The organism is Enteroscipio rubneri (assembly GCF_963929405.1).
GTDB lineage: Bacteria > Actinomycetota > Coriobacteriia > Coriobacteriales > Eggerthellaceae > Enteroscipio > Enteroscipio rubneri.
This window is the reverse complement of sequence record NZ_CAWVIN010000003.1, coordinates 422,377-442,536: the sequence shown is the minus strand read 5'-3', so window position 1 is coordinate 442,536 and position 20,160 is coordinate 422,377. Positions and strand designations below refer to the sequence as shown.

General features: G+C 66.1%; 21 protein-coding genes. 15 read left to right on the top strand and 6 right to left on the bottom strand.

Annotated elements, in window-relative coordinates; genetic code table 11:
• The first annotated feature begins 59 nt into the window (after positions 1–59).
• The 14 genes from ABGT83_RS09145 to ABGT83_RS09080 all read left to right on the top strand — a co-directional run bounded on the left by ABGT83_RS09145 (position 60) and on the right by ABGT83_RS09080 (position 12,736).
• Complete coding sequence (locus ABGT83_RS09145; RefSeq protein ID WP_346687155.1) at positions 60–2,159, top strand: hypothetical protein; 2,100 nt, start codon at positions 60–62, stop codon at positions 2,157–2,159.
• A 1-nt stretch (position 2,160) separates the two neighbouring features.
• Complete coding sequence (locus ABGT83_RS09140) at positions 2,161–2,775, top strand: hypothetical protein (protein WP_346687153.1); 615 nt, start codon at positions 2,161–2,163, stop codon at positions 2,773–2,775.
• 183 nt (positions 2,776–2,958) lie between these two features.
• A complete protein-coding gene (locus ABGT83_RS09135) occupies positions 2,959–3,714 on the top strand; it encodes a hypothetical protein (RefSeq protein ID WP_346687151.1) in 756 nt (251 codons plus the stop codon).
• Between the two features lie 153 nt (positions 3,715–3,867).
• Complete coding sequence (locus ABGT83_RS09130) at positions 3,868–4,926, top strand: carboxypeptidase regulatory-like domain-containing protein (RefSeq protein WP_346687149.1); 1,059 nt, start codon at positions 3,868–3,870, stop codon at positions 4,924–4,926.
• On the top strand, positions 4,926–5,450 hold the full coding sequence (locus tag ABGT83_RS09125; RefSeq protein WP_103265818.1) for a hypothetical protein: 525 nt from the start codon (positions 4,926–4,928) through the stop codon (positions 5,448–5,450). The genes ABGT83_RS09130 and ABGT83_RS09125 overlap by 1 nt, the downstream gene beginning before the upstream one ends.
• 1 nt (position 5,451) lies before the next feature.
• Positions 5,452–5,991 (top strand): hypothetical protein, encoded by a 540-nt coding sequence (locus ABGT83_RS09120; RefSeq protein WP_103265817.1) that lies wholly within the window; start codon positions 5,452–5,454, stop codon positions 5,989–5,991.
• Between the two features lie 26 nt (positions 5,992–6,017).
• Positions 6,018–6,425: a hypothetical protein gene (locus ABGT83_RS09115; RefSeq protein WP_103265816.1), complete on the top strand. Its 408-nt coding sequence runs from the start codon at positions 6,018–6,020 to the stop codon at positions 6,423–6,425.
• Positions 6,413–6,769 (top strand): hypothetical protein, encoded by a 357-nt coding sequence (locus ABGT83_RS09110; RefSeq protein WP_346687147.1) that lies wholly within the window; start codon positions 6,413–6,415, stop codon positions 6,767–6,769. Before ABGT83_RS09115 ends, ABGT83_RS09110 begins: the two co-directional genes overlap by 13 nt.
• Positions 6,766–7,776: a peptidylprolyl isomerase gene (locus tag ABGT83_RS09105; protein WP_346687145.1), complete on the top strand. Its 1,011-nt coding sequence runs from the start codon at positions 6,766–6,768 to the stop codon at positions 7,774–7,776. Before ABGT83_RS09110 ends, ABGT83_RS09105 begins: the two co-directional genes overlap by 4 nt.
• 211 nt (positions 7,777–7,987) lie before the next feature.
• On the top strand, positions 7,988–8,323 hold the full coding sequence (locus ABGT83_RS09100) for a cupin domain-containing protein (RefSeq protein ID WP_346687144.1): 336 nt from the start codon (positions 7,988–7,990) through the stop codon (positions 8,321–8,323).
• Positions 8,324–8,393: 70 nt separating this feature from the next.
• Entirely contained in the window at positions 8,394–9,323 is a 930-nt protein-coding gene (locus ABGT83_RS09095; RefSeq protein WP_346687142.1) for a PfkB family carbohydrate kinase, read from the top strand.
• Between the two features lie 19 nt (positions 9,324–9,342).
• The gene (locus tag ABGT83_RS09090; RefSeq protein ID WP_346687141.1) at positions 9,343–9,558 is read left to right on the top strand and encodes a helix-turn-helix domain-containing protein; all 216 of its coding nucleotides are present in this window, start codon (positions 9,343–9,345) and stop codon (positions 9,556–9,558) included.
• Positions 9,559–9,697: 139 nt separating this feature from the next.
• Positions 9,698–11,653 (top strand): molecular chaperone HtpG, encoded by a 1,956-nt coding sequence (gene htpG, locus ABGT83_RS09085; RefSeq protein ID WP_346687140.1) that lies wholly within the window; start codon positions 9,698–9,700, stop codon positions 11,651–11,653.
• A 297-nt stretch (positions 11,654–11,950) separates the two neighbouring features.
• Positions 11,951–12,736 carry a glucose 1-dehydrogenase gene (locus ABGT83_RS09080; RefSeq protein WP_103264679.1) on the top strand — a complete coding sequence of 262 codons (786 nt, stop codon included), beginning with the start codon at positions 11,951–11,953 and terminating at the stop codon, positions 12,734–12,736.
• A gap of 74 nt (positions 12,737–12,810) precedes the next feature.
• Here the strand turns inward: ABGT83_RS09080 and ABGT83_RS09075 are convergent, their stop codons facing one another.
• Genes ABGT83_RS09075 through ABGT83_RS09065 form a run of 3 tightly spaced genes read right to left on the bottom strand, consistent with a single transcriptional unit; the run spans position 12,811 to position 16,116 of the window.
• Positions 12,811–13,848, bottom strand: coding sequence for an acyl-CoA dehydratase activase (locus ABGT83_RS09075; RefSeq protein ID WP_346687138.1), 1,038 nt, complete (start codon positions 13,846–13,848; stop codon positions 12,811–12,813).
• Positions 13,845–15,113 carry a 2-hydroxyacyl-CoA dehydratase gene (locus tag ABGT83_RS09070; protein WP_346687136.1) on the bottom strand — a complete coding sequence of 423 codons (1,269 nt, stop codon included), beginning with the start codon at positions 15,111–15,113 and terminating at the stop codon, positions 13,845–13,847. Before ABGT83_RS09070 ends, ABGT83_RS09075 begins: the two co-directional genes overlap by 4 nt.
• Positions 15,103–16,116, bottom strand: coding sequence for an acyl-CoA dehydratase activase-related protein (locus tag ABGT83_RS09065; protein WP_239926371.1), 1,014 nt, complete (start codon positions 16,114–16,116; stop codon positions 15,103–15,105). The genes ABGT83_RS09070 and ABGT83_RS09065 overlap by 11 nt, the downstream gene beginning before the upstream one ends.
• A 395-nt stretch (positions 16,117–16,511) precedes the next feature.
• Here ABGT83_RS09065 and ABGT83_RS09060 point away from each other — a divergent pair, with 395 nt between their 5' ends.
• Entirely contained in the window at positions 16,512–17,447 is a 936-nt protein-coding gene (locus ABGT83_RS09060; protein WP_346687134.1) for a LysR family transcriptional regulator, read from the top strand.
• Positions 17,448–17,468: 21 nt separating this feature from the next.
• Here ABGT83_RS09060 and ABGT83_RS09055 read toward each other — a convergent pair whose 3' ends face one another.
• The 3 genes from ABGT83_RS09055 to ABGT83_RS09045 form a co-directional block, all read right to left on the bottom strand.
• Complete coding sequence (locus ABGT83_RS09055; RefSeq protein ID WP_346687132.1) at positions 17,469–18,191, bottom strand: aquaporin; 723 nt, start codon at positions 18,189–18,191, stop codon at positions 17,469–17,471.
• 106 nt (positions 18,192–18,297) lie between these two features.
• The gene (locus ABGT83_RS09050; protein WP_170042437.1) at positions 18,298–18,447 is read right to left on the bottom strand and encodes a DUF5679 domain-containing protein; all 150 of its coding nucleotides are present in this window, start codon (positions 18,445–18,447) and stop codon (positions 18,298–18,300) included.
• Between the two features lie 192 nt (positions 18,448–18,639).
• A complete protein-coding gene (locus ABGT83_RS09045) occupies positions 18,640–20,016 on the bottom strand; it encodes an FAD-dependent oxidoreductase (protein ID WP_346687130.1) in 1,377 nt (458 codons plus the stop codon).
• Between the last annotated feature and the right edge of the window lie 144 nt (positions 20,017–20,160).

The window sequence follows — 20,160 nt, the reverse complement described above, 5'->3', positions numbered from 1 at the left end:
AGCACGGCCCAGGAGGGGGGTAGCCCCCCTCCTGGGAATCCGACTGAGGCAAGGATCGCATGGGAAAGAAGAAGGACAAGAAGAAGGGCATGGACATGGAGGCGAAGCTCGTCGCGGCTAACCGCATGGCGCTGGCCGCGTTCGAGGCGGCCGACGCCCTCCAGCGCCGCGCGCTCGAGTCCGGCTCGGGAGTCGAGGAGGCCACCGACGCGCTGCGCTGCGCACTGGAGGCGCTCGGCGCCGTGCAGGCGGCCGACTCGCGCCCCCGCGACGAAGAGCTCGTGCGCAGCGCATTCAAGCGGGCGAAGGCCGTCCTCAAGCGCACCGAGGCCCTCAAGGCCGCCGCCGACGCGCAGCCGTCCGAGCCGCTGAGCGTGGCCGAGCCTGCGAGTGCAGCCGCGCGTGTGGCCGAGTCTGCATGCGTGGCCGCGCGTGTGGCCGAGTCTGCGGAGGCGGGGCCCGCGCGTGCGGTCGAACCTGCGAGCATGGCTGCGCGTGCGGCCGAGCCTGCTCCTGAGTTCGCCCCGACTCCCGTGCAGGCCGCCGCCCCGATCCCCGCGCCGATGCCCGCGTTCGAGCCCGAGCCTGCTCCTGCCTCGACCCCCGTGCAGGCCGCCGCTCCTGTGCCTGCTGCGAGAGTCCCCGAGTTCGAGCCCGCCTCGACCCTCGGGGATGTTTCACGTGAAACATCCGTTCGCGACGTGCACACGGCTCCCCTCCCGGCTCCCGTCTCTTCCGGCCGTGCTGCCATGGCACGGCGCATCGCGCTTGCCGCCGTCGAGGCCGCCGAGGCGGCGAGCCAAGGCGGCCTGCCGCAGGCACCCGCAACGCTCGACGCCGCCCGCGCCGCCCTGGCCCTTGCCGACGCTGCCGCGCGCGCCGAGGCCGCCTCCACCCCGGACATGGAAGCCCTCGCGCAGGTCGCCCTGGCCTCCGCCTCGCGGGCCTTGGCCGACGCCCAGTCGCTTGGCGGCCCCGTGCCCGCCCCGCGCCCGGCCCCCGTCCGAAACGCGCAACCCGTGCCCGCCCCGCGCCCCGAGCAGACCCCGGCTCCCGTCCCGAGGCCCGCCCCCGAGGCTTCCGCGCACGCGCGAGAGCATCGGGCGATCGATCGTTGCGCCGTCGCATCCGCCCCCGTGCATGCGCCTGCGAGCGCCCCCGCCCCCGTGCATGCGGCGCCCGCCCCCGCGGCCCCCGCCCCCGTGCGCGTGGCGCCCGCCCCGCGCCCCGAGCAGGACCCGGCGCTCGAGGATGTTTCACGTGAAACATCCGTTCGCGACGTGCGCACGGCTCCCGGTTTCGTACCCGCTCCTGCTCCCGGGCCCTCCGGCATGCCGGCTGCATCGCCGGATGAGCCCCTGCCGGCGCCCGGGACGCTGCCCCTCTCGGCGAAGGAGCGGAAGCGGCAGGCCCGCGCCGACGCCCGCGCCGCCAAGGAGCGCGCCGCAAAGGAGCGCACCTCGGCCCGAAAGGCACCTGGCGCCCAAGCCGTTTGCGATCACGAAGCCGAAGAGGCGCAGGCCAAAGCCGCCCGCAAGGCTGTGGTCCCTCGGGCCGAGGTGGGCGGGAAGGCCGCCGAACGCCCCGGCGCCCCGACCGTGCCCGCGCCCGTTGCATCCCCGGCTCCTGCCGCCGCGGCTTGCGCGCCCGAGCAGAAGCAGCCCCGCGCGGCGCGCAACGCGTGCATCGCGCTGCTGGTCTTGCTCCTGCTGGTGGCGGGGCTCGTGGCGGCCGCGTGGCTGGGTCTGTTTCGCCTGCCTGCGCCCGTGCAGGACCGCATCGATCTGCTGCCTGACCCCCATGCAGTCTCCGGCCGCCTCAACGCTGCCGACTCGCCGGTGGCCCCCGGCAGCTACCGGCTGGTGGTGAACCAGATCCCCACGTCGCAGGGCCCCGTCAACGTCGTGAACGTGGAGTTCGAGAACCCCGCGCAAAACGAGTACTCCGCCCGCATGGACGTCTACCTCGACGACACCGGCGAGCTGGTGGGCTCCACCCGCATGGTGGCGCCGGGAAGCTACCTGGAGGATCTGGCCCTCGCGGCGGATCTGGCCCCCGGGACGTATCGGGCCACGGCGAAGGTGGGCGTCTATTCCGGCGCCACGCAGGTGAACACGATGTCGGCGGCCCTCGAGCTGCGCATAGAAGGATGGGACTGACATGGACGAGAACCGAAGCGAAACCCGGCATCCCGCGGCCCCCGCGCACGCCGCCCCGACAGGCGCCCCCGCGCCCGCAGGCGCCCCCGCGAGCCCCGCGCCCGCAGGCGCCCCCGCGAAGAAGTCCCAGCGCAAATGGGTGGTGCTCTCCATCCTGCTTCTGCTGCTCATCGCGGCCGGCATCGCGCTGTTTTTATGGCTGACCTCCCCCGATCCGAACCGCGACGGCATGCTGCCCGACGCCAACGCCCGCGTCGGCTCGCTTTCCGGCGATTTCGAAGACCTCGACAAGATCGTCGACGAGGGCATGCTCACGTTCTCCATCAACGTCACGCCGTCGTTTCCCGACGGCGCGAGCCCGGGCAACCTCATGATCGAGAATGCCGAGATCAACAACAACCGCTTCACCTGTGCGATCTACCGCAAGGACAACGGCGAGAAGATCTACCAGTCGGGATACCTCGATCCCGGCCAGTACATCGAAAGCGCCCCGCTCGAGGCGGATCTGGAGCCGGGGGAGTACCCCTGCACGGCCTACTTCGAGACCTACAAGCTCTCCGACAACGCCCCCATCGGCCAGGCGGCCGCCGAGATCACGGTCTACGTGCAGGGATAGGGGGCGTTGCATGGAAAGGACGACGCATCTGTGGCCCGCAGGGGCCGGCCCGCCCGGCGCAGGGCGCGAGCCTCCCGGAAAAAGGGAGGTGGTGCGTCTGGCATGAGCGGGACGAAGCGGCACCGCGCCGCACAAGCGAAGCCCCGGCAAGGGGAGAGCATCTGCAATGAAGGAGGAAGGTATATGAGAAAGACGAAGATAGGGGCCCTCGCGCTAAGCGTCGCCCTCGCGTCCGCGATATGCGTGCCCACAACGGCGCTCGCGGCGAACTACAACGGATCGGAGCAGGCGACCCAAGACTCGACGGGCACCAAGGCCGAAGACGACAAGACCATCGGCCTCGACGGCACGGAAACCACGCTCACCGGCACCATCAAGGCCACCACGCTGTCGGTGAGTATGCCCACCACCGTGGCGTTCAACGTCGACCCCGGCGCGACGGCGGGTGTCGCTGACGCCGCGGCAGGCGACACCGGCTCCGGCGCTTCGACCACCTCAAACAAGCACGGCCAGTTCACGAGCCCCACGAACTACAAGGTGAAGAACCTCTCGCGCGTGAAGGTGTACGCCTACATCTCCGGTGTGGCCGCGACGTCGGCTGCCACCCCCGGCACGACGGTGACGCCCGACCTGAAAAACACCGCCCCCACCTACACCGCGTCGAACCGCGATCAGATGATGATCGGCATCAAGTCCGTCGCCGAAGCGCCGGCCGACTTCAGCACGGACACCGACTGGCTGACCACCTCGACGACGAAGTACTATCCGTTCAACAAGGACAACAAGGGCGAGATCGAGGCTTCCACCGACGGCACGACACCGAAAGAATCCGACGCCATGATGATCTACGGCCAGGTCAACCCGGCCGGATGGACCGACGGCGACTCTTTCCAGATCAAGCCGACGTTCACGGTGACCTCCACCAAGCCGACGGTCTAGCTTCTGGCTCCGAGGCGTTCGAAACCGTTCGGGCGGCGAGGGATGTCCCCTCGCCGCCCGCTCCGAAGATGCCCCGCGTAAGGCATTTGCACGATCAACGGCCCCCGGGACGCCCCGGGATCCGGCTCCAAGCGACTGAAAGCAGGTAGAACCATGACCAGGCAGGCAGAAGGAACGGCGCGGACGGCCCCGGCGAGCGGGCTCCGCGCGGCGGCGAGACCGCTTCTTTTTGCGTGCCTTGTCGCCGCGCTGGCGGTACCGCTCGCATCGGGTGCCCCTTTGCAGGCCCTGGCCGCCGACGTGGATGTGGATGTGGACGCGAAGGTGGAGGTGACGGTCGAGGTCGAGGTGGACGCCCCCAAGCCGCCGGCCGTCACGTACGCGGCGAAGGTGCACGTGCTCGACGTTTCGGGGCGCCCCGTCCCCGGCGCGTCCGTGACGGTGCAGGGCGGGTCGTCCTCGCAGACCACCGGATCTGAGGGGGATGTGCGCGTGTCCGGCCTGTCCAAGAACGCCTCCTACGCGGTGTCCGTGTCGAAGGCGGGCTACCGCACGTTCACCGCCCGGTTCGTGTGCCACGGCCTGGCCGGCGAGGTGTGGCATGTGGTGTTGCACAAGCCCGCAGAAGACCCCGGGCCCTCGCGTGAGCCAGACGTCGGCGGCGAAGACGACTCGACGCGGCCTCCCGCGAACCCCATGCCCACCGTGGACGTGCGCGACGGCGCATCCAAAACCGCCGACGATGCCGCCGCGCCTGGCGATGCCGCCGCGCCGCATAGCGCGGGATCGTCTGCGCCTGGCGCAAAGAAGGGTGATGCCGCGAAGCCCGGCTCTTCCGCCTCCGATAAGTCCGATGGGTCCGACGAGGGCTCGGCATGCCCCTGGCCGTGGCTGCTCGCGGCGCTGCTTGCGCTGCTCGCCTTAGTCCTGTTCGTCATCCTGCTTGTCCGCCGCAAGAAGCGCGACGAGGAAGAGGATCCCGAACCCGACACCCCCGGCCCCAACACCCCGCAGGCTGACGCCCCCGGATCGCCCGACGCCCCCGAGGCCCCGCAGGCCGGATCGCCCGACGGCTCGCAGGCTGACGCCCCCGGCCCCGACACCCCGCAGGCCCCCGAGGCCCCCGAGGCCCCGCAGGTCGGATCGCCCGACGCCCCCGCCTCCGGCCCCGAGGCCGCCGCCGGCGGCGGATCGCGGAAAGAGAGCAGCTGATGGCCGCGCCCTTTCCGCACCCGCCCGACGACGCCCGGCGCGCCCGGCGTGTGCGCATCGCCGCGCTCGCCGCGCTGCTGCTGGCGGTGGCGCTCGCGTGCGCGTGGTGCGCTCTGCACGATCGGCCCGACGAGGACATGGAGAGCAACATCGTGGTGGGCGCGCTTTTCGGCGAGGAGGATTCGGAAAAGGATCGGCGCGCGCTCGACGAGGGCATGATCGGCTTTTCCGTCAACACCCGCATGGCGTTCGAGACCCCCTCGTCTGAGGGCGCCGTCATGTTCGAGAACCCGGCCGGCAACGCCAAGTACACAAGGCTCAGGCTCGTGCGCGACGACACCGGCGAGGAGGTGTACGCCACCGGGCTGCTCCAGCCGGGGACCTATGTGGAGAAAGATGCACTCGACGCCATGGTGCCCACCGGCGAGTACGACTGCACGGCGCTGGTGGAGGCGTACAGGACAGACGACAAAAGCTACATCGGCACGGTGGCTGCCGGAGTGAAGGTGAAGGTGGGAGGCTGACATGGAAAGACTGACGTACAGGGCAGCGCCCGGCAGGGTGATCTGCGCGGCGGCCGCGCTCGCGCTCGCCTGCGCCGCCCCCGCGTTCGGCGCGGAGGCGATCATCGACCGCGACGGCGCGGCGGTCGAGACGGTGCTCACGGGCAAGGTGGGCGAGGTGGAGGACGTCATCAGCGTGGTGCTGCCCTCCAACATCAAGATGACCATCAAAACCGACGAGGAGGGCCGCCTGGACGAGGCGGGCACGCGGGACGTGAGCGTGGCCGTGGAAAACGAGAGCCGCTCCACCAAGGCGGTGCGTCTGGCGCTCTACGAGACCACCGACGACCAGCGCCTGCTCGATGAGGTGGTCCTCTCCCTCAACGGCCAGAACATCAAGCAGGCCGTGGGCGGCGCTTCCGGTGAGGTGCTCCTCACCGGATCCATCCGGCCCGGGGAGGCCGATACGCTCACGATGTCCGCCTCGCCCATCGGTCCCGCGCAGACCATCAGTGCGGGCACAAGAAGCGTCCGCACCGTCATCAAGGCGACAGTTTCGTAAAGCGCGTTTGAAAGGAGCGGACAGACATGGCTCGCACGGATAGGAAGACGCTCGAGAGGACCAGGATGCGCGTGCTTGCGTACCTGGCCGTCCGCGCGGAGGAGAACTCCGGCCAGGGCACGTCCTTCGGCCTGATGACGCGCTCGCTCGCGCTCACCGAGGGCCGCGTGCGCAGCGCCTGCCGGGCGCTGCAGGGCGAGGGGCTTATCGTGGTGGAGGCGCGCTTCGACGAGGACGGGGGCCAGCGGGCGAACCGCTACGTCCTCACGAAGGCCGGCTACGAGGTCCTCCAAGACGAGATCGACGCCGCCGCCCGCAGGCTCGAGGTTCGCCCCGGGCCCGTCGAGGCCCGCAGGCGGGAGGGCCCGCGCCGCGACGAGGCTCCCCGCAAGCCGGACGGGCGGGATGTGGGGCGACGGCCGTGCCGCGAGTGAAGTCGTCGGTGTCGGCCGGGCGCGAGCTGGCGGTCCTGGCCTGCGTGCAAGCGCACCTAGACGGGCCGCGCGGCGCGGTCGTGTCCATCGCGAACGTCGCCGCGAAGACGGGGCTTTCCGCCTGCCAGGCGCGCTGCGCCCTGCAGCGCCTCGTCCGCAAAGGCGCGCTCGACGCGACCCGGCGCACCCACCCCAACGGCGCCTCGGCCGAGAACTCCTACCGGATCACCCGGGCCGGCCTCGCCCTGCTCGAGACTGCCGAGCACGCCGCCGGCTGCGAAGGGCGGCCCATCCCGAAAACACAGGGGGGACTTTCCCCGCACGAGAAAGGAAACGTTTTATGAAAGCATCGAATCCCGCCCGCGCGGTGATCGCGACGGCGCTTGCCCTAAGCTGCGCGATCGGGCTGGCTGGCTGCGGCGGCGCCGCACCGGCCGCCACCGTGAACGGGACGCCCGTCGCCGAGGAGACCGTCGCCGCCTACATCGACGACTTCCGCGCGACCTCGTCGCTGGAAGACGACGGCGCATGGGCCACGTGGCTGGCCGACAACGGCTACACCCCGCAATCCGTCCGCCAGGAGGTGGTGGACTACTACGTCGACGAGGAGCTGGTGCGCCAGGCGGCCCACGAGCGCGGCGTGTCGGCCGACGCCGCCGAGGTGGACGAAGCCGTGCAGAAGGCGAAGGAGGGCTACGAGTCCGACGAGGCCTGGCGCGAGGCGCTCGCCTCCTCGCACACGACCGAAGAGGCCTACCGCGCCCAGGTGGAGCTCTCGCTTCTCAAGACGGCGCTCGCCGACTCCTTCGCCGAGGCCGCCGCACCTGACGACGGGCAGCTGCTCGAGCGGGCCGCCGGCTACGACGGGGCCAAGCGCTCCTCGTGCATCCTGTTCGCAGCCGATGGCGCCGACGAGGCGCAGCAGGTGCGCGCCGCCGTCGAATCCGGCGAGGTCCAGTTCGCCGACGCCGCCGACGAGCGCGCCGCCGACGAGGGTGCCGCCGCCGGCGGCGACAGGGGATGGGACGCGCTCTCGCCGGTGGGGGAGGCCTACGCCGAGGCGCTGGCCGGCCTGGAGGCGGGCGAGGTAAGCGAGCCGTTCGAGACCGAAGAGGGCGTCTGCCTCGTCATGTGCACCGATGAGTTCGACATCCCCGAAGGCGGCCTGACCGAGGTCGGCCAGGTTCCCGAGGCCCTCCTGGAGGCTGCGCGCGCCTCCTTCGAAAGCGAAGCCTCCGACGGCGGCTACCGGGACTGGTTCGCCGATTTCAAGTCGAAGGCCGAGATCGTCGTCAACGACATGCCCGAAGACGCCTCCTACAACGTGGAGGTCCCCCAGGAATCCGAGTAGCCCCTCGGGCCCCGTGGGCCCGCCCGGGAGGGCACGGGACGGGCCGCCCTGCCCGTGCTCGGGGCCGCGGCGTCCTGGGCCGACTGGTCCTCGGGGCCGCGGCGACGCTCCCGGGCGCACAATTGCACGTTGTATCTGGTTGACCTGTGGGAGGCGCGGCGCCGGCGGTTTGCTATACTTGACGAATCGAAACGCCGTTGAAGGGGGAGCCATGAGTGTCACGTATACCCGCGAGATCATCGATGTCACCGAAGGGCCGCGCAACTATGTTAAGGACGTGCTGGTCGACCCGAGTTGCATGGGGGAAACGTGCCGATTGTTCGCCCAGCTCACCGTCGCGCCGCACAGCGAGCTGCCAACGCATCAGCACGTTGGCGAGGCGGAGGCGTACTACATCCTGAGCGGAACGGGCACCTACAATGACAACGGCGTCGAACGCCAGGTCTCGGCAGGTGCGGTCACCTTCTGCGACGACGGTGAATCGCACGGCCTGGTCAACGATTCCGACGAGCCGGTGGTCCTCATCGCGCTGATCATCGGCAAATAACGTCGCCGTCTCACCCTCCTGCGGGTGTACCTGCACCGACTCTCGCTCGAAGGCGAAGAAAGGGCGCGACATGCCTGCTGCATCACCAGCCATCCTCGCGGTCGGGGCCATCATGGTCGACCTCGTCTGCCATATGCCGCGGCTTCCGCAATCGGGCGAAGGCGCGGTCGCGGAAAGCGTGCGAGCGCGCGTGGGCGGCTGCGCCTTCAACTCGGCGAACATGCTGCGCCAGCTGGGAGTGCCGCATACGCTGTTCGCGCCGGTGGGCGAGGGGATATTCGCTGGCTTCGTCGAGCGCGAATTGCATGCGCGCGGCCTTGAAGCCCTGCGCGTACCCGCGCGCGGCGATGGCGCCGTGCTCGACAGCGGCGGGTGCGTATGTTTGGTCGAACCGGACGGCGAGCGGACGATGCTCACCTTGCCCGGAATCGACAGGCACTTCGAGCGCTCTTGGTTCGACGAACTCGACCCAAGTTGCTTCGGCTACGGTCTTGCAAGCGGATACGAGATCGAGGGGGCGGGCGGGGACGCGATCATCTCCTTCTTCGAGGATCATGCTGACATCCGGCTATACTATGCGCCCGGGCCGCGCATCCTGGGAGTGGGGCCCGCAAAGACAGCTCGCATCAACGCGCTACACCCTGTGTGGCATCTCAACGATCAAGAGGCGCGCGCCTATACGGGATGCTCCTCGCTCGAAGCGGCGGGCCTCGCCATCGCGCAAGAATGCGGGAACGCGGCGGTAATCACGGCCGGAGCTGCCGGAGCCTCCGTGTTCGCCGACGGCTCCTGCACGACGGTGGTGGCCGAGCCTGTGGACGTGGTCGACTCGATCGGAGCGGGGGATGCGCACCTGGGGGCGCTGGTCGCAGCGCGCGCCGCTGGTCGGACATGGAAAGACGCGCTTGCCATCGCGAACTGCGCCGCGGCGGCCGTCTGTCAGGTCGAGGGCGGCGTGCTGGATGACAAGACGTTCGCGAGCCTGGGCATACGCGTGTGATCTGCGGATGGAGCATGACGTGTCGAAAGCTTCGTATATTCTGGGATTGAACATTGCCGCTGAGCGCACGGCGCAGGGTATGACGCAAGAGGAGCTGGCCGTCAAGGCGGGTCTGCTCTGCGAAGAGCTGGCCCGCATCGAAGCGGGTGCAAGCGACCCTCGGGTATTCTCGATCGTGGAGAGCATCGCGGATGCTCTCCACGTAGAGCTTCCGCTTCTGCTGAAGGGCATGTAGCACTGCAGCGCCTGCACCGGGCGAAGATCGTATGGAATGGTCGACCCGACTGCTTGACATGCCCAAAGCTCCGACTACAATCTCCTATTAGCACTCGAAGGTCTAGACTGCTAATGCATGAAAGGATGCGACGCGAACCATGCGCAAGTTCAAGACAGAGAGCAAAAAACTGCTCGATCTTATGATCAATTCCATTTACACGAACCGTGAGATTTTTCTGCGAGAGCTCATCTCCAACGCCTCCGACGCGGTGGACAAGCTCTACTTCAGAAGCCTCACCGACAAGGACGTCCAGCTTGGCAAGGACGAGCTGGCCATTCGCGTGAGTTACGACAAAGATGCCCGAACGGTCACGGTCAGCGACAGCGGCATCGGCATGACCAAGGACGAGCTGGACCGCAACCTCGGCACCATCGCGCACTCCGATTCGCTTGCTTTCAAGCTGGACAACGCCGAGGCCCAGGGCGACGACGTGGATATCATCGGCCAGTTCGGCGTGGGCTTCTACAGCGCATTCATGGTGGCCAAGAGCGTGCGTGTTGTGTCGCGCGCCTACGGCAGCGACGAGGCCTGGGCTTGGGAAAGCGACGGTGTCGAAGGCTACAGCATTCAGGAGGCCGAGCGCGCGGGCCACGGCACCGACATCATCCTCACGCTCAAAGACGACTCTGAGAATGACACGTACGATACCTTCCTTTCGGAGTACGGTCTGAAGAGCCTCATTAAACGCTACAGCAACTACGTGCGCTATCCCGTGCAGATGGAAGTGTCCAAGTCGCGCGAGAAGCCGAAGCCCGAGGACGCCGGCGACGACTACACGCCTGAGTACGAAACGTATTTCGAGTTGGACACCATCAATTCGATGGTTCCCATTTGGAAGAGGAACAAGTCCGAGGTCGCCGAAGAGGAGTACAACGAGTTCTATAAGACCGACTTCCACGACTTCGCCGACCCGGCGCGCACGTTCAGCGTCCATGCCGAAGGCGCGCTTTCCTACGACGCGCTGCTGTTCATTCCCGGACGCGCTCCTTTCGACCTGTACAGCAAGGATTTCAAGAAGGGCCTTGCGCTGTACAGCTCCAACGTGCTCATCATGGAGAAGTGCGAGGAGCTGCTGCCCGATCACTACAATTTCGTGCGCGGCGTCGTTGACAGCCAAGACCTCACGCTCAACATTAGCCGCGAGACGCTGCAGCACAACAGCCAGCTGCGCGCCATCGGACGGAAGATCGAGAAGAAGATCACGTCCGAGCTGCAGAAGATGCGCGACAACGATCGCGAGGAGTACGAGAAGTTCTTCGAGAACTTCGGCCGTGGTCTGAAGTTCGGCATTTACACGAGCTACGGCATGCTGAAAGACCAGCTGGCCGATCTGCTGCTGTTCTACTCCGCAAAGCAGGAGCGTTTGGTCACGCTCCCCGAGTATGTCGAGGCCATGCCCGAAGGCCAGAAGGCCATCTACTACGCTGCGGGTGAGAGCATCGATCGTTTGGGCAAGCTGCCCGTCGTGAAGACGGTGCTCGGGAAGGGCTATGACGTTCTGCTGTGCACGCAGGATGTCGACGAGTTCTGCTTCCAGTCGATGATGACGTACGGCCCTGAGCCAGAGCTTGACGCAGAGGACAAGCCGATCGAGGGCACGGGTCCGAAGGAACTGAAGAACGTGGCGTCGGGCGATCTCGATTTGGCCTCCGAGGAGGAGAAGAAGGAGGCCGAGGAGGCTGCGAAGGAGAACGAGGCGCTGTTCGCGGCCATGAAGGACGCACTCGGTGATGCGGTGACCAGCGTGGCGGTGTCGTCGCGGCTCACCGATGCGCCCGCCTGCATCTCGGCGGCCGGCCCGATCTCGCTTGAGATGGAGCGCATCATGGCGCAGATGCCCGACGGCGGCGAAGCTCCGAAGTCGGAGCGTGTACTCGAGCTCAACGTGAAGCATCCCGTGTTCGACGTGCTGAAGGCTGCGCAGGAGGCCGGCGATGCCGATAAGGTGAAGCTCTACGCCGAGGTCCTCTACAATCAGGCGCTCATCGTGGAAGGAATGCCCATCGACGATCCGGTAGCCTATGCAAACGCCGTCACGAAGCTGATGGCCTAGGACCCGGCGAATCCTGAGCACGGACACATCTCGCCGGCGCACGACGATAATCCGGGCGTTCAGCATACGCCCTGCAAGCACATGGGCGCGACTCTTGCGGAGCGCGCCCTGTTTGCAGTGCGCGGCATATCGGGTCGTGGAAAGGCGGCCGCTTCTGTAGAAACTTCCCCCGACGGGCCGCTGACGGTCGGATGACATCGACCGGTCGAGAGGTGGGGCCGATAGGGCTTTGGGTACCCTGCGCACTAGCGCGTCTGCAAGGCGCGCTCCCGTAAGGTATGTGGCAGGAGGCCCGGCATGTACGAAGATCTGCACGATAAAACAGCGGTAGTCACCGGAAGCTCGAAAGGACTCGGCGCATCCATCGCGCAGCGTTTAGGCGCCGAGGGCATGAATATCGTGGTGAACTATCACACCGATGAAGAGGGCGCCCGCGCAACGATTCGGGCTATCGAGGATGCCGGAGGCGCCGGAACCGCGATTCAGGCGGACGTCTCTTCCGAAGCGGGTATCCAGGCGCTCCGCGACCATGCGCTGTCCTCGTTCGGAGGCATCGACGTATGGGTGAACAACGCGGGAGTCGAGAGCGAGATGCCGTCGGATGAGCGCACGGTCGAAGAATGGCAGCGCGTCATCGACGTGAATCTGACCGGCGTGTTCATCGGCAGCCGTTGTGCGGTTCGCCACTTTCTGGAGTTCGGCATGTCGGGCGTCGTCATCAACCTGTCGTCAGTGCACGAGGCCATTCCGTGGCCGCACTTCGCGGACTACGCTGCCAGCAAAGCGGGGGTGGGCATGCTCACCAAAACGCTTGCGCTCGAGTATGCCGATCGCGGCATCCGCGTGAACGCCATCGCGCCCGGCGCCATGAACACGCCCATCAACGCGGCGAAGTTCGCCGACCCGAAAGCACTCGCATCCACCGAGAAGCTCGTGCCGATGCATCGCATCGGCGAGCCCGAGGATGTCGCTGCGGCAGCCGCATGGCTCGCCTCCGAACAGGCAAAGTACGTGACCGGCATCACGCTTTACGTCGACGGCGGCATGACGCTTTACCCCGGTTTCCAATACGGCGAGGGCTAGAGCTTTCCGCTGGGCGCCCGGCAGCGCCCGCGGATGGAAGAAGGCTGCCCGAAGGCGCCGTCGCATGCCCTTCGTCAGGGAAGGAGGCTGCTCGAAGGCGCCTTCGCGCACGTTTCCGTTTTGACGGCGCCTTGTTCGCAGCGGTTGCCCCAGGAGTCGATGATCGCTCCGTTGCGGAACACGCAGATGATCTCGCAGCGGTTCGCGCACTTCTGGCATTCCACTTCGCGCGTTGCGAACTCGAACGAGCGCAGCGCGTCGAAGTCGAACGCCTCGGCTTGCGCACCGGCGTTGCCGCTCGCGTCACCTGCGCTCGTGATGCGCGGGGCGGCCTCGGCCGCCAGCAGCGCCACGCCGAACGCGCCCATGAGGTGGCCGTCGGCGTCCACGATCACGTCCATGCCCAGCTCGTCCTCGAAGGCGCGCACCACGCCGGCGTTCTTGCTCACGCCGCCCTGGAATACCACCGGCGCGACGATCTGTTTGCCCTTGCCCACGTTGTTGAGGTAGTTCGTGGCCACGGCGCGACAGAGCCCGGCGATGATATCCTCGCGCGCATAACCCACCTGGATCTTGTGCACGAGGTCGCTTTCGGCGAACACGGTGCAGCGCGCTGCGATGTTCGCAGGCTTCTTCGACGTGAGCGCGATGCTTCCGAACTCCTCCACCTCCACGCCCAGGCGGTGTGCCTGGCTCGACAGAAACGCGCCGGTGCCGGCGGCGCATAGCGTGTTCATGGCGTAGTCCACGGCGATGCCGTTCTCCACGCAGATGATCTTGGAGTCCTGGCCGCCTATTTCGAGGATGGTGCGCACGTCGGGATGGAGGAACGTCGTGCCCACAGCATGCGCCGTGATCTCGTTCTTCACCACGGTCGCGCCGCACATGGCGCCCACCAGCCGTCGCGCGCTGCCCGTGGTTCCCACGGCGCCCACGCGCACCGCGTTGCGGTCCACCTGCGATCCTAAGTCGGCTACCACGCGGCGCGCGGCGTCGGCCGGGTTGCCTTCGGTCCACAGGTACGTGCGCGCGACGATGCGCCGCCGATCATCGATGATGACGCCCTTCGTGGAGATAGAGCCGATATCGATGCCCAGGTAGCAGTCCATCATCGTGTCCGCTCCTTCTTCATAGCCAGCATGTCGTAGAACGCTTCAAGCCGCGTATCCAGGCCGGTATCGCTCGTTTGCGAATCGTAGCTCAAGTACAGTACGGGCATGCCGGTGTTGCGGCTGATGCGCTGGAGAACCGGCATGCAATCGACTTCCGGCGTGCAGCCTGCCGATTTCAGATGCACGACGCCGTCGAAGCCCTCCTGCGCGTACTTGAGGGCAGCTGCGATGGTCATGCTCGAGGTAGGGCCCATGTCGTACGTCACGTAGTCAGAGATGCTCGCGCGCAGGTTCTTTTCGTTGTAGCGCAGGTTGCGGTTCGTCATGTTCAGCATCCGGTGCAGCTCCACACCCATGCCGAGCAGCTTTCGCTCCAGATCGAGGTTGCTGGACGGATCGGCTGCGGTGAAGTACTCGCCCACGATGCCCACGCGCAGCACCCGACCGGGGCGGTTCGTCGGCAGGGCGCGATAGGCCTCCATGCCCGCGCGATGCGCTTCTGCGATATCGCGCTCGCAGGCAGCCAAGCGCATGGCGTCGAAGTACGCGGCGCGGGCGCGGTCGAACGAGCCAGGTACAGCCTCGAACCCTGCGTTTGCCAGGTAGTAGTCGTTCGCTTCGTCCAGGTTCTCGATCATCTTGAACACGGCCAGCATGTTGCGCGCCCCGTGAGGCACCGATACGTCCGGGTTCACTTTTTTCTTGCACGTCGAGATGTACTCGGTCAAGGGCTTGCCCGTGAGCATCGCGAAATTGAGCATGTCGAACTCGTAGCCCAGATCCCGCAGGATGGACTGCTGCAACTCGCCGTAGTAGCCCAGGCGACACGGCCCCGCGAACTGCACGAGCACATCGGCGCCCAACTCGAGTGCCTCTATGTAATCTCCCAGGATGTGCTTGAACGGCGCGCACACGAAGTCGCTTGAGTGGCGCGAACCCAGCTCGATCGTGCGCTTGGTGGCGGGCGGAAGGGTGACGAAATCGGCATCGAGCACCTGCTCTACGAAAAATTTGAATGCGATGTCGTAATAGCTGTAGCGGAAGAACGCCACGCGGGTGCGCGCGTGGCGGTCGCGCTTGGTCCGCTTCTTCTGGGGGAGCAGCTTGAAGGGGCCGCGCTCGCCGCCGACGACCACGCGCACGCCGCGCGCTTCCTGGCCTCGGTCGGTGTGCAGCGGGCCGATGTCGCGGCGCGCGGCGAAGCGCGACGGTTCCGAACGATTGCCGGCGCTGCGGCGTGCATCCTCTGCATCGTCACGAGCCATGCACGTAGCCCCCTTTCTTCTGGTAGCGCAGTATGTCGATGAAGCTTTCCACGCGGGTTTCGAGGCCGGCGGTGCCGCTTTGCGCATCGATGGTGAGGTTCAGGATGGGCTTGCCTTGCATGCAGCGAACAATGGCGTCGTCGGTCATGGAGTCCGGGCCGCAAGGGAAGGCGCTCATCAGCACAATGCCGTCCACCTGCTCGTAGCACGCGGTGATGGCGCCAATGATTTCTCGGTTCACGATCCAGGGCAACGTTTGCGAGAACTCGAAGCTCTCCCGCGTAGCCTGCTCGCGGTCGACCGCGTCGGCATGGAATACCGTCGCGCCCAGTCGATCGAGCATGTCCGCAAGCTCTCCGCCCAGGAACGGGTCGTGTGCGATATAGGGATGGGCGGCCAGCAGGATGGAGACCGATGCCCTCTCTTCTCCGGTCGGTTTGCGCCGTGCATGATCCAACAGAAGGAGCTGGCGGTTCTGTGCCGCCGTCTTTGCGCGCTCGGCGTGTTCCTGGGCACGAGAAGCCGTCTTCCATGCGCGCCTCGCCTCATGCGACGTGGCGCCGAATTCGGCCGCGAGTCCGACGAGCGCTTCCCGCATGCCAACGCCTTCAAGTTCGTTCACAAGGCACGAAACCAGCCTGAGCCCGCGCTCGGCGAACGTGTTGGCAACCAGGTCGGGCAGGGCCTGGAACTTCGTGCAGAACATCTTGAACCGTCCCAGGTTGCCGATGCTCGGAATGAATACGGCGTCGCACGCGCCAATAAGGGACTCCACATGCCCAAGAAAAATCTTCGAGGCCAAACAGCATTCGTCATGCGACAGGGCGTCGCCCTGCGCAACGATGTCCTTGGTGGTGGGGGCGCTCAGCACCACCTCGCGCCCGAGCGACTCGAAGAACGTCGTCCAGAGCGTTCCGTAGCGATAGTGCAGCAGAGCGCGCGGCATACCGATGCGCTCGACGTCGGCGAAAGTCGGTCGGTTGAGTAGTTCGAGCGGGTTCACGCGCGTTTGTCCTCCTGTCGTACGCCCCTGTCTCGGCTCGCCGCGATGCGAGCAGGTTGCGACGATAGCATAGCAGACCGCCCGTCGTGCGCTGGCATCCGGCACAGAACGAGCGCGAGCGCTCATCCGCCCGCATGGGCGCGCAGGTGCGAAAAGACGCGTGCGGAAGCAGGCTAAGCGCGGCCGAGGTCCGGCCCGCATGGGCGCACGGGCGCGCAATGGGGTGCGGCGTGCGGTCCGGCGCCGGATTTTATTCGTGTGACCAGGAGGTTTAAAAAAGAAGTTGAATAAGAACGGCCCCCCGTCGATCAATGAGCATGAGCGATAGAATCTGACAGCGAGAGTCGCTCGAGGGGCGGCGGTCATCGAGCATTCTTCTTCGAAGGGGACCTGTTTTGAACATAAAACAAGTGAAGTACTTCGTCGGGGCGGTCGACAAGGGAAGCCTGTCGGCTGCGGCCAAAGACCTGTACGTGACGGTGCAGGCTATCTCGAAGGCCATCGCCAATCTTGAGACCGAGCTTGGGGGTGATCTGCTAGAGCGTGGCTGCCGCGGCGTGAAGCCCACGGAATACGGCATGGCGTTCTACCAGAGGGCTCTCGATGCGATCACGTGTTTCGACGAACTCGAGGTGTTCTCGCAGACGTATCGGAGCCGCGAGGCGGGCGAAAGCCTGTGCCTCGGTTTGAACACGCCTCCGTTTAACGGCAACGAGCAGTTGCGCGAGAGCGTTGCGCAACTCGTCGAAAGCCAGATGGGATGCAGAACATCGATGGAGCTCGCCATGGGCGAGCGCGGCTTCGCGAATCTGCGCGGCGGAGCCCTCGACGCCCTCATTACTCTGGGTTCCTACCGGCATCCGGATGTGCGATGCGAGACCGTTGGGATGTTGGCGCCTGCGGCGATGATGAGGAAAAGCCATCCGCTCGCCAAGCAGCATACCGTCTCTCTCGCCGACCTCGAACCCTATATCGTGGCGGACCCCACATGGTTCAGCGATTCTAATCGCACGATCGCTTCCCTGTATCGCGAGCGCTCGCCCAGATTGGCATTCGCCTCCGTGGATCTTGAGAACATAACCGACCATATGTTCAACCGCGATGGCATCATCCTCACGACGGGCATCGAGGTCATGGCCAAAATGCATCTCGACACGGCGATCATTCCCCTTGCGCCTGACGATACGATGCTGGTACCGGTATGCCTCGTCAGCATGGAGAAGCGAATCTCTCCCATGCTGACGAGGCTCTACCAGGTTCTTCTCGGAGCCTTCCTGGTCATCAGCCGCGGTAAAGGGCCGATGCAGGTAGGTGGCGGGCGCGATGCCTGAGCCGGGTTAGGCGTAGAGGCCCTACGCGGCGGACGCGGCCTTGCTCTTCTTCTTGAACGCCGCCCAGATGCCCGCGGCGCAGGCGGCGCCCACAAGCGGGCACACGATGAACACCCATACCTGCGAAAGCGCAGTCATGTCGCCGTTCAATGCCATCAAGAGCGCAGGTCCGAAGCTGCGCGCCGGGTTCACAGACGTCCCCGTCAGCGGGATGCCCATGATGTGCACGAACGTGAGGGTGAGGCCGATGATGATGCCCGCGAAGGGCGCCGTGCGCTCGTCGGCCGTCGAGCCCAGCACGGATAGCACGAATATGCAGGTGAGAATAATCTCAACGATCACCGCGCCCACCACGGTGATGCCCACGGCCGATGCGGCTTCGTAGCCGTCGCAGCCAAGGCCGGTGACCAGCACGCCGCCTAGATCGCACATGCTTATGATGAGCGCCAGCACCGCAGCTGCGACGATGCCGCCGATGAACTGGGCTATCCAATAGCCGATGAGGTCTCGAGCGCTCAGGCGCTTGTCGAGGAACAGCCCTAGCGACACGGCCGGATTGATGTGGCAGCCCGAAACGTTGCCGATGACGAATGCCATGGCGATAATGGACAAACCGAACGCCATCGCGATGCCCAGCGTGCCCAGCACGGCTCCGGCGATGGCTGCGCTGCCGCAACCGAACAGCGTCAGCACGAACGTGCCAAGGCACTCGGCCGCATACTTCTTCATAGATGGTGCTTCCATGGTCGTTCCTCCTCGTCGAACGAGCCGCACCGCCCTTCCCCAGGCGCGCGGCTCGTTGCTCTCGTGTGTTCTTCGAAAGCGCTCCGTCGGCGAAGCGCCGGGCGCGCTACTTCGCGGCGCCGATGCGGCAGATCGTGCTGCCGCACACCGGGCAGGTGCCTTTCGTGATAGGTTTGCCGTTCTTCGTAGTGCCCTGCACGGGGTTCTGCATGTGCTGCTTTTCCTTGCACTTCATGCAGTAAGCTTCGATTGTCATCGCGAGTCTTCCTTTCTTGTCTGGGCGCGCAGGAACCCGGCTGCGCGCGACAGCGCCTGTGCAGTTGCGTTCGGGTGTCTGGGCGGTTGGGACACACCCATACTCTGCTTGGAAAAACCCCATGTCAATAATGTAAAATAAAGTTGAAGGGGGTCGACATGCGACCCCCGCTGTGCGCTTGCGTGCACGTGGTCAGTTTTGCACGGGACTGCCGGAGAACAGGTTGTTGAACGCCTCGGTCATGGAAGGATGCGAGAAGATGGCCGTGCGCAGCACGGAGGCGGGAATGCGCGCGTCCATGACGATCTTGACGAGGTTGACCAGCTCTTGGGCGTCCTCGCAGAACAGGTCCATGCCCAGCACGAGATCTGAGTTCGCGTCCACCACGGCTTTCATGAGGCCTGTCTCGTCCTGGAGGATGGATGCTTGCGATATGCTCGTGGCTGGCAAGGTGAACACGCGCGTCGTGAAACCTGCAGCGCGCGCCTCCTCGGCAGTGACGCCGATGCGCGCGAACGGGGGATGCACGAACGTGCAGTGCGGTATGGATCCGCGGTTTTCGGTTGTGCGCTCGCCATCGCCGAGCACGTCGGATGCCACAATGCGAAAGTCGTCGTACGCGAGGTAGGTGAACTGCGCGCCGCCTGTCACGTCGCCCATGGCCCATACGTTCGCAGCGCTCGTGCGCAGGTGCTCGTCAACTGCAACGCCGCCATGCTTGTCCAGGCGAATACCCGCCGCCTTAAGATCGAGGCCGTCCGTGTTGGGCACGCGCCCGATGGCTGCCAGAACGGCATGGGCGGGAAGCCGCTTCTCTTCGCCCTGCACCTTCGCGATGACCAGCACCTGATCGTGCTCGTCGTCGATGCGCTGGACGTCGGCGTTGCAGAGTATCTTGATGCCGCGCGCCTCAAGGCTGCGCTGGACGGCCTGCGCCGTTTCGGCATCTTCTCCCTCGAGAATGGCCTCCCCGCGCTGGAGAACCGTGACCTGCGCTCCGAAGTCGGTGTACATCGAAGCGAATTCCAAGCCCACATAGCCGCCGCCGATGACGATGAGCTGACGAGGGAGCACGCGCACGTCGATGAGCTCGTCGCTCGTGTACACGCGCGGGCTGTTGATGCCAGGGATATCGGGCTTTCGAGGCAACGAGCCCGAGTCGATGAACATGCGGTCCGCTTCGAGCTCGAACGCGTCTTCCTGCGCGGCCACCCGCAGGCGGTTCTGGTCGACGAACGAGGCCGTTCCGTTGACGACCCGCACGTTTTCCCGGTCGGCGAGGGAGTGGTAGTTGCGCTCGCGGGCCGCGGTGCGGATACGGTTCATATCGTCGATGGCGGCTGCGTAGCGCTCCTCCTGGTGGCTGACGAGCTCGCTGGTCTCTGCCGATACGCGCGCTGCATGCACGAGCGCTTTTGTGGGGATGCAGGCGACGTTCACGCATGCTCCTCCGTACATCGTGTCCGATTGCTCCACGACGGCAACCGTGTGCCCCGCGTCTGAAAGCGCGGCGCCCAGTGCGCGGCCCGCCGTGCCGAATCCGATGATGGCTGCATCGAAGTGTTCCATGGAAGATCCTTTCCGTCAGAGCGCCGCTTTGCGGCTTCGCGCATGCTCTGTGCTGCACGTACGCCAAGCGCGCCCTCCGCGCCGGCTCAGGTTCTGTATGGTAGGCCAGCTGCACGCCCTCTTCGGCCGTGGTTCGAGTCCGCG

Excerpts from the sequence above, each read along its gene's own strand:
- ABGT83_RS09140 (WP_346687153.1), top strand. The coding sequence starts at position 2,161 with ATGGACGAGAACCGAAGCGAAACCCGGCATCCCGCGGCCCCCGCGCAC.
- ABGT83_RS09120 (WP_103265817.1), top strand. The coding sequence starts at position 5,452 with ATGGAAAGACTGACGTACAGGGCAGCGCCCGGCAGGGTGATCTGCGCG.
- ABGT83_RS09105 (WP_346687145.1), top strand. The coding sequence starts at position 6,766 with ATGAAAGCATCGAATCCCGCCCGCGCGGTGATCGCGACGGCGCTTGCC.
- ABGT83_RS09080 (WP_103264679.1), top strand. The coding sequence starts at position 11,951 with ATGTACGAAGATCTGCACGATAAAACAGCGGTAGTCACCGGAAGCTCG.
- ABGT83_RS09100 (WP_346687144.1), top strand. The coding sequence starts at position 7,988 with ATGAGTGTCACGTATACCCGCGAGATCATCGATGTCACCGAAGGGCCG.
- ABGT83_RS09130 (WP_346687149.1), top strand. The coding sequence starts at position 3,868 with ATGACCAGGCAGGCAGAAGGAACGGCGCGGACGGCCCCGGCGAGCGGG.
- ABGT83_RS09055 (WP_346687132.1), bottom strand. The coding sequence starts at position 18,191 with ATGGAAGCACCATCTATGAAGAAGTATGCGGCCGAGTGCCTTGGCACG.
- ABGT83_RS09075 (WP_346687138.1), bottom strand. The coding sequence starts at position 13,848 with ATGATGGACTGCTACCTGGGCATCGATATCGGCTCTATCTCCACGAAG.
- ABGT83_RS09070 (WP_346687136.1), bottom strand. The coding sequence starts at position 15,113 with ATGGCTCGTGACGATGCAGAGGATGCACGCCGCAGCGCCGGCAATCGT.
- ABGT83_RS09115 (WP_103265816.1), top strand. The coding sequence starts at position 6,018 with ATGGCTCGCACGGATAGGAAGACGCTCGAGAGGACCAGGATGCGCGTG.
- ABGT83_RS09145 (WP_346687155.1), top strand. The coding sequence starts at position 60 with ATGGGAAAGAAGAAGGACAAGAAGAAGGGCATGGACATGGAGGCGAAG.
- ABGT83_RS09095 (WP_346687142.1), top strand. The coding sequence starts at position 8,394 with ATGCCTGCTGCATCACCAGCCATCCTCGCGGTCGGGGCCATCATGGTC.
- ABGT83_RS09045 (WP_346687130.1), bottom strand. The coding sequence starts at position 20,016 with ATGGAACACTTCGATGCAGCCATCATCGGATTCGGCACGGCGGGCCGC.
- ABGT83_RS09125 (WP_103265818.1), top strand. The coding sequence starts at position 4,926 with ATGGCCGCGCCCTTTCCGCACCCGCCCGACGACGCCCGGCGCGCCCGG.
- ABGT83_RS09050 (WP_170042437.1), bottom strand. The coding sequence starts at position 18,447 with ATGACAATCGAAGCTTACTGCATGAAGTGCAAGGAAAAGCAGCACATG.
- ABGT83_RS09135 (WP_346687151.1), top strand. The coding sequence starts at position 2,959 with ATGAGAAAGACGAAGATAGGGGCCCTCGCGCTAAGCGTCGCCCTCGCG.
- htpG (WP_346687140.1), top strand. The coding sequence starts at position 9,698 with ATGCGCAAGTTCAAGACAGAGAGCAAAAAACTGCTCGATCTTATGATC.